This is a genomic window from Chryseobacterium sp. VD8 (genome assembly GCF_037149975.1).
Taxonomy (GTDB): Bacteria; Bacteroidota; Bacteroidia; order Flavobacteriales; family Weeksellaceae; genus Chryseobacterium; species Chryseobacterium indicum.
The window spans coordinates 21128-27289 of record NZ_JBBCQL010000039.1 but is presented as its reverse complement, the minus strand read 5'-3'; the positions used below and the strand labels follow the sequence as shown (position 1 = coordinate 27289).

The 6162-nt window shown below is 32.7% G+C and carries 9 protein-coding genes; 6 read left to right on the top strand and 3 right to left on the bottom strand.

The features are described 5' to 3' along the window. On the top strand, positions 1–296 hold a 296-nt coding region (locus WFK35_RS06680; RefSeq protein WP_336731946.1), incomplete at its 5' end, for a hypothetical protein. Between the two features lie 85 nt (positions 297–381). After that, positions 382–1512, top strand: a complete 1131-nt coding sequence (locus tag WFK35_RS06675; protein WP_336731945.1) for a serine hydrolase domain-containing protein — start codon at positions 382–384, stop codon at positions 1510–1512. 47 nt (positions 1513–1559) lie between these two features. Here WFK35_RS06675 and WFK35_RS06670 read toward each other — a convergent pair whose 3' ends face one another. Next, positions 1560–1724, bottom strand: a complete 165-nt coding sequence (locus WFK35_RS06670; RefSeq protein ID WP_157967254.1) for a hypothetical protein — start codon at positions 1722–1724, stop codon at positions 1560–1562. Between the two features lie 332 nt (positions 1725–2056). Here WFK35_RS06670 and WFK35_RS06665 point away from each other — a divergent pair, with 332 nt between their 5' ends. Then, positions 2057–2335 (top strand): hypothetical protein, encoded by a 279-nt coding sequence (locus tag WFK35_RS06665; protein ID WP_271160003.1) that lies wholly within the window; start codon positions 2057–2059, stop codon positions 2333–2335. Between the two features lie 43 nt (positions 2336–2378). On the opposite strand, the gene WFK35_RS06660 is transcribed toward WFK35_RS06665, so the two are convergent. Then, positions 2379–3260 (bottom strand): cupin-like domain-containing protein, encoded by an 882-nt coding sequence (locus WFK35_RS06660; RefSeq protein ID WP_087706597.1) that lies wholly within the window; start codon positions 3258–3260, stop codon positions 2379–2381. A gap of 624 nt (positions 3261–3884) precedes the next feature. On the opposite strand from WFK35_RS06660, the gene WFK35_RS06655 reads away from it, so the two are divergent. The 3 genes from WFK35_RS06655 to WFK35_RS06645 are packed head-to-tail and all read left to right on the top strand — an operon-like array spanning position 3885 to position 5667. Further along, positions 3885–4091: a hypothetical protein gene (locus WFK35_RS06655; RefSeq protein WP_336731944.1), complete on the top strand. Its 207-nt coding sequence runs from the start codon at positions 3885–3887 to the stop codon at positions 4089–4091. Positions 4092–4133: 42 nt separating this feature from the next. Beyond that, positions 4134–4901, top strand: coding sequence for a GLPGLI family protein (locus WFK35_RS06650; RefSeq protein ID WP_336731943.1), 768 nt, complete (start codon positions 4134–4136; stop codon positions 4899–4901). Positions 4902–4905: 4 nt separating this feature from the next. After that, on the top strand, positions 4906–5667 hold the full coding sequence (locus WFK35_RS06645) for a GLPGLI family protein (RefSeq protein WP_336731942.1): 762 nt from the start codon (positions 4906–4908) through the stop codon (positions 5665–5667). 58 nt (positions 5668–5725) lie between these two features. Here the strand turns inward: WFK35_RS06645 and WFK35_RS06640 are convergent, their stop codons facing one another. Further along, positions 5726–6079 carry a helix-turn-helix domain-containing protein gene (locus WFK35_RS06640; protein ID WP_336731941.1) on the bottom strand — a complete coding sequence of 118 codons (354 nt, stop codon included), beginning with the start codon at positions 6077–6079 and terminating at the stop codon, positions 5726–5728. Between the last annotated feature and the right edge of the window lie 83 nt (positions 6080–6162).

Sequence of the window (6162 nt, the reverse complement as noted above, 5' to 3'; positions counted from 1 at the left end):
TAACCCCTCTTACCGTCACAGAAGATTTTATTGAACAGAATGAAAATCTGGAACAGCGGTTCCGTTTCACCGGAAAATGTGTGGAAAAAGGATGCGGACAATGGAATCATGAGGAATCAAGATGTTCTCTGTCTAAAAAAGTTCAGGATCTGAATTTTCCAAAAAATACTGAATTATCATTTTGTCCGATCCGTTCCCAGTGCAGATGGTTTCAGGATGGCAAAGAAGCCTGTTTTTCCTGCAACGAAGTCACCCGAAATATGGAAGAATTGCTTGTTAATAATGCAGCACAATAAAAAATCCAACGATAAAATTGGCGGCATATACTTTGAATGATTGATAATTAAGATTTTATCTGAACATCAATTTTTCAAACTTACTATGAGGAAACTTCTAACCGCAGGTATCGCCGGAATTTCAGCATTTGTTGCTGTAGTTTTTCTTTCGGGATACGGATATATTTTTAAAGCTTTAGCGATCAATTTAAAAAAAGGACCTTTTACTCCTTCAATAGATGATGAGGAAAAATTTCCTTCACGGGTTATTCACAACAGACATCCGAAACGATGGAAGAAACACATCAGTTACAATAAAAAGGAACTTTCAGAAAGAGTTTTGGAAGAGCTAAAAAAGACGAGAGCATCTTCTCTTCTGGTACTTCACGACGGAAAACTCCTGCACGAAGAATACTGGAAAGATCATGATGCTTCTTCTTTAATGAATTCCTTTTCAATGGCGAAAGGCGTTCTTTCTGTTTTAACGGGATGTGCGATAGATGACGGATATATTGAATCTGAAAACCAGATGATTTCCACCGTTTTTCCACAATACCAAAACAGCCGTTTCGGAAAACATCTCACTTTTAAGCATTTAATGACGATGCAGGCGGGATTGGATTGGGAAGAAGAATACCATCATCCTTTTGCAGAGAATTCCAGACAGTATTTTGTAGACGATCTTGCAGCGCAGGCTTTTGGGATAGATTTTAAAGAAATGCCGGGCGAAAAGTACGAATACCAAAGTGTTGCAGCACAATTATTAGGTCTTGCATTAAGAGAAGCTACAGGAAAAGATCTTGCAGCCTATCTTTCAGAAAAAATATGGCAGCCTTTGGGAATGGAATCTCATGCTAAATGGCGCGTAGACGAAAAAGGCGTTGAAAAAGCGTTCTGCTGCATTCATGCCGTAGCAAGAGATTTTGCAAAACTTGGACAATTCATTATGCAGAAAGGAGAGTGGGAAGGAAAGCAGCTCATCAGCAAAGAATATTGTGAAAAACTTTTATCGCCCACAATAGAGAACGATGCATTTTGTTACACAATCTGGGCAGATGACGAAAATGATTATCGATGCAGGTTCTTTTACGGATTTTTAGGACAGTTCATCATTATGATTCCCGAAAAAAAGATGGTGATCGTGAAAACCGGATTTTACAACAGACTAGATGTTGATAAAAAGAAAAGACCGCTTCAGGTAAAGCTTTTGGTAGAAGAACTTACAAAACTGATATAAAAAATTAAGCTGCAGAATTTCTGCAGCTCATTTTTTTGATAGTAAACTTAGAATGAATCTCTGTAGTTTAGATTTCCTGTTGCTCCCTGCGGCAGGAAAACAACTTTTCTTTTAATGCTTTTTGCTTTTTCCAGAGCTTTAAGAGCTTTTTGGCGTTCAACTTCCCTGTTAAAATGAGAATTGATGTTTTCAGATTGTGCAGTTGCTTTCATATGTATATTTTTTGGTGTGTTACAGTGAGCTAATCTAAAAATATGCCGTTTTCAGGGTAAATCTTCTAATGAGGTATCAAAAACAAAAAAAATATTTTTTTTCAGTTCTTTCTTATTCTTGGCATAGTAGTTGAATACTCAATTGCAACTATTAAAAAATAAACAAATAAGGGATCTTAAATATTTCCCGGAGCAATTCGGGAATATTTTTTATCACTCTTCAAAGAGAAAACACCAATCACTATAAATATTAATACTTTTGACTAAATCTCCGAATCTTTCGGGGATTTTTTCATGTGGTTTAATTTGATACCTTTACAGAAAAATAGTTCATGGCTTATATAATTAAAACAACATCAGACGGTTTGATTTATGTGAAAGCGTCGAACGTTATCCACGTAAAAAAGCCAAATGCACTGGAAGGAGCAAAGGTTATGGGACAGCCATTGGTAATTAATGTAAACCATATTGGCTTTTTGAGCTACAATATTGAAGGTCATGTTACCTTTTTTATGGCAAGCGGGTTTGAGATCTCAATGAAGATATTTTACGAAGAAGCAGAAGAAGCTTTTAACTGTGCAAAAGGAAATATTGAGAAAATAATCAGGTAATTTTAATCAATAAAAAAGACGTTTCAGCCGAAACGTCTTTTTTTTATCTTGGTAAGCCTCTTTTCAGGGCGATTTCTGCTCTTTTTACAGCGACTTTTTCCTTCCAGTCCATGTATTTTTTCTTGAAGTTTTTCTTCATGATGTCATCAAATTTACGCTGCACCGTAAGATTCCATAAAGAATGTGCCTTCACCGCCCAGGATTTGTCCCAAGCTCTCAGGGAAATAGAAAAACTTCCGTCCAGATATTTCATCCAGTGCCACCATCCGGTTGGCATAAACAAAGTGTCTCCGTGTTCAAGATAACATTCAATACCTTCTACACCGTCTAAGGCAGGGAATTTTGTAAAATCAGGATTTTCAATATCATAATCTTCCAGCGCATACGTTGCATAAGGAATCTGGTAAAGTCTCTCTTTCCATTTATAATCAAAAAGAAGAATATGCTTTCTTCCGTTGAAGTGCGTGTGGAAAATATGAGCCATATCAATATCGAAATGCAGGAACGTTACAGAACCTTTACCTCCGAAAAACATATTGGGATATTTGTCCAGAAATCCTCCCATTAATTCTTTAGGAGAAATATAATCTTCAAGAAGTTTCGGGGCAAATTTTATCGGGTCAAAAAGGAAAATTCTAAGATCGGTAGGTTCTCTCTGGATAAGATCGATGTAATCTCCGAATTTCATTTTGGCTGCAGAAGCATTAATGGGAGCTGCAGGATCTGCCTTCGAACTGTCGTACAACGGAACTTCCACATCGCCTACTACTTCTTTCATGTATTCCATGGTCCATTTCTGGTACGCTGGCCATTTTCTTGCCATGTTCTTAATGACAACAGGTTTTCTCGGCTTCAGATACTTTTCAATGAATTCTTCCTGAGTAATATCATCTACAATATCTATAGGCTTTAAATTAATTCCCATTTCTTAAAAATTTAATGTTACAAAATTATTAAATAAAAATATATGTTAACAGATTTAAGCTTTTTTTAATCTATGATTCAAATCATTTTTAACTATTTAGACTAAGATAAAGTAATGCGAAATATTTCTATAAGCGCGATTTTTTAAAAAAAACACCCTGCAAAAAAGAATTGCAGGGTAAAAACACAATTTGATGAATAAAAATTCATTTCTTCCCGCTAAAATAAAAAAATATTTATAACTGGTTTTTACCCTGAAGAGAATAATATAAGGGAAAAGATAGAATTTTTTCTATCTCATTCTAAAAAAAGCAATGAAAGGTATTCAATTATAAAACGCAAAATAAATTTTAATGAATTTTATTAATTTTTGAAATAAAATTTTTTTTTGTCATGCCTAAAAAATAAGGCTTAATTTGCCGATTTTCTTATGCAATAGTTTTACATTATTATTCATAGTTTTGTGATATGACACAAATGGAAATTCGCGAAACATTTTGTGATACGATTGCAGAATGTATTTCTTTAAAGTCATAATGATGCATCATCCGAACTATACATTTATTCTAGATAAAATTGTATAGCTAGGGAAAAATTATTATTAACAATTAAAAGAAAAAATTCTATGAAAAAGAAAATTTTATTTTGCGCCATGTTCGGAATTTCCGTTATGGCGTTTGCGAGAGTTCAGGCGGTTTGGACTTCGACTTGCGGTGTGAAACATTATACCACCTTTTCAGATAATGCAACCTATTCACAAATGGCTCAAACAATTCAAGCAATAAACTTTCTTGAATGTGGAACAAAACCGGATGTGACAATTAATCCTTAATTAATTTAGGCGGAGAATTCTCCGCCTAATAAAATATAAATCATGAAGAAATATTTTATTTTATTTTTAACATTTGTATCATTTTATTTTAATGCTCAAAAAGTAACTTTCTCTCCTTCAATAAGGGTAAATTACGATGCATCATTAAAATTCGGAGATAAATATCAGCAATTTCAAAAATTTGTTTTAATCGGAAATTCTCAAGATTATTATTTTGGTGCGGCACAAAATTATTTAAATGATACGGGACAATATAAAGCTAAAGACGGAATAGATTTGAAACCATTGAGCGACTATTTTCAAGAAAGATTAATAAGAAAGGACGAAACAACATATGTTTTCTTTAGATACGGAGAAGATAAGATTCGCTACGAAGAGAAGATCACTACAAAATGGGTGCTTTATGGAGATACAAAATTAATTAATGGGGTAAAATGTCAAATGGCAGCAATCAATAAGTATGGTAGAAGATGGATCGCTTATTTTTCTAAAGAATACCCGCAATCTCTAGGACCATATAAATTTACCGGATTACCCGGATTAATATTTGAATTATACGATACAAGAGATGACTATCATTTTACACTAACGAAAGTAGAAAAGTTTACAGATGAATTTAATTTTGGACTTTCTATATTTAAAAATTATTCAAAAGATAGATATCTAAAAGCAAAATATAATCTGGAGAATACCCTCGCTGCATTTCCCGGATTGGAGATAGGTGCAGAAGAAAGTAAATATTTTCTTTCGCTTCTTGAGAAGAGAAAAAAAATGTTTAACAATCCTCTGGAATTAAAACCTTTTGAATGATTTTATGGCTAAGCAATTAATATTCTTTTCTACTTTTTTAACGATTTTATGTTTTGGACAAAGAGTAGCATTTGATCCTACTATAAAAGTAACCTATGATTCTAAACTTCAATTGGGAGAAAAATATCAACATAATCAAAAATTTGTTTTAGTAGGAAACTCTCAGAATTATTATTTTGGTGCGGCACAAAATTATTTAAATGATACAGGACAATATGAAATTAAGGGAATAGATACAAGAGCAATTAGTGATTATTTTCAGGAAAGATTGATCAGATCTAATAATAAGACATCTGTTTTTATTACCATAATTGATTCTAAAGTGCGCTATGAAGAAAAAGGAGGAATAAAATGGGTTTTGTACAGTGATACAAAAATAATCAATGGAATTAAATGTCAAATGGCAGCAACAAACAAGTTTGGGAGAAGATGGATCGCCTATTTTTCTAAAGATTATCCACAGTCTTTAGGACCATACAAATTTAATGGATTACCGGGATTAATTTTTGAGCTGTATGATACAAGAGATGATTATCATTTTACACTAACAAAAGTAGAAAAATATACGGATGAGTTTGATTTTAATTTGAATGAATATAAAAATTATCCAAAAGATAAATATTTAAAAGCTAAATATAATATGGAGTTTACTTTGGCTGGATATCCTGCTGATATGGGTGAAGAACTAAGAAGGGAATTACAAAATGCATATGATAGGAAGAAAAAAATGTACAATAATCCTTTGGAACTAAAACCTTTTGAATAATAAAAAAAGAGCCTTAAAAACTAAGGCTCAAAACACAAACGTCAGATAAAAAACCGACTTATTTTTTCAGACTTTTTATCAGTTCTTCAAGTTGAGAACTGATTACTTTTGCTGCTTCAGAATCTGTAATATTGATAATGATTCCCTGTTGAATATCTTTTTGACCAATTGAAGATTCTTTATTGTCGTAATTATTATTGACAAATTCACTTTTTGACTTTTCACCAAAAAGTTCAAGAATGCTTACCTGAAAAATTTCAGCCAGTTTCGGAATGTAATGAGACTTTATGTCTGTTGTTTCATTTTCCCAATTGGTATATGTATTTCTGTCTAATCCCAACATATCGGCAATTTCCTGTTGAGAAAGTTTCGTTTTGCTTCTCAGCTTTTTAAGATTAGTTCCTACTCCCATAGATGAAATTGTTTTTTACAAATGTATACAATTAGCCAAAGAATTAATAATAAAACACTTCAAAAATTCGGTCTTTTCATTAA